This window comes from Streptococcus sp. 79, from assembly GCF_013277425.1.
Classification (GTDB): domain Bacteria; phylum Bacillota; class Bacilli; order Lactobacillales; family Streptococcaceae; genus Streptococcus; species Streptococcus pseudopneumoniae.
In genome coordinates, this window is sequence record NZ_VMMW01000036.1 from 1 (window position 1) to 1,153 (window position 1,153).

The following is a 1,153-nucleotide window of genomic DNA, read 5'->3' on the forward strand; positions in this document are numbered from 1 at the left end:
TGCCCATTCTCCAATCGCAGATTGATAGCTTCAGGACGCTGTTCGATAGATTGACCAGGGGGTTTAAAATTGGTGCTAGCTTGTTTCTTAAGCGCTTTTCCTTTTCTAGGATAGAGCAGATCCTGTTTTGACCATCCTAATTTTCCATGATGGATCCAGTAGTAGATGGTAGAAATTCCCACGTTAACGCCCTTAGCCTTGACCATCATTTCAGGCGAAAATTTTTGGTTATGATAGTGGAGAATCTTTTCCTTTAGTTCCTTGGTCAATCTTGATTTCTTGACCGAGCGCTTGCGATTATTTTCATAAGACTGTTGAGCATAGTCGGCAGAATAAACCTCTTTAAAGCGTCCTTTTCCAAGACATTGTCGGACTGTCCCACGCTTGATTTCAGTATGGATAGTTTGAGGAGCTTTTCCAAGTAAAGAGGCGATTTCTCTATTTGATTTCCCTTCCTTTTTCCATCGTTCGATTAAGCGACGGCTATCGATTGTCAAATGTTTGGCTTTTGTAGTATAATGGTTTTTCATCTCTGTGCCTTTCTTGTGTTTGTGATTGAACAACAAGTATAACACAGAGGTGTTTTCTTATGCCTAGAAGAGCTTTCATTTGACAAGAGGAACCCTTGAAGCAGTTTTGTCAGCTAAACCAAGGCTAATCTTAGCCTTGGCTTGTCAGTCTAACAGCATCAAGCCTCTTATCAAATGAAATCGAGTACTAGCTATCAGCTAGTTGAACCATCTAATTTTTAGGAGGGCTGGGTGGCTAACTTCATTATAGAACTTTCAAAAAAATTAATTAAAAAAATTAATTAAAAAAAGTTTAAAAAAGGTGTTGACAAGTCTGAAAAAGATTGTATAATAGTAAGAGTTGAAAATAACAACTCTGGTCCGTTGGTCAAGGGGTTAAGACACCGCCTTTTCACGGCGGTAACACGGGTTCGAATCCCGTACGGACTATGGGTATGTTGCAGTTGGAAATACTTGATGAAAAAAGTTTAAAAAAGTTTCAAAAAAGTGTTGACAAGCGAAAGCGACTGTGATATACTAATATAGTTGTCGCTTGAGGGAAGCGAGTGACAAAGACCTTTGAAAACTGAACAAGACGAACCAATGTGCAGGGCACTACAACCAAGGTTGTAGTACTGAACAAT

Annotated in this window: 1 protein-coding gene and 1 tRNA gene; one reads left to right on the forward strand and one right to left on the reverse strand. The window is 39.2% G+C overall.

Annotated features, from left to right (window positions below; all coding sequences use genetic code 11):
* A partial coding sequence (locus tag HT729_RS06595) for an IS30 family transposase (protein ID WP_172931819.1) occupies nt 1-530 on the reverse strand: 530 nt, incomplete at its 3' end.
* Between the two features lie 357 nt (nt 531-887).
* On the opposite strand from HT729_RS06595, the gene HT729_RS06600 reads away from it, so the two are divergent.
* Nucleotides 888-959, forward strand: a tRNA-Glu gene (locus HT729_RS06600).
* Nucleotides 960-1,153 lie beyond the last annotated feature (194 nt).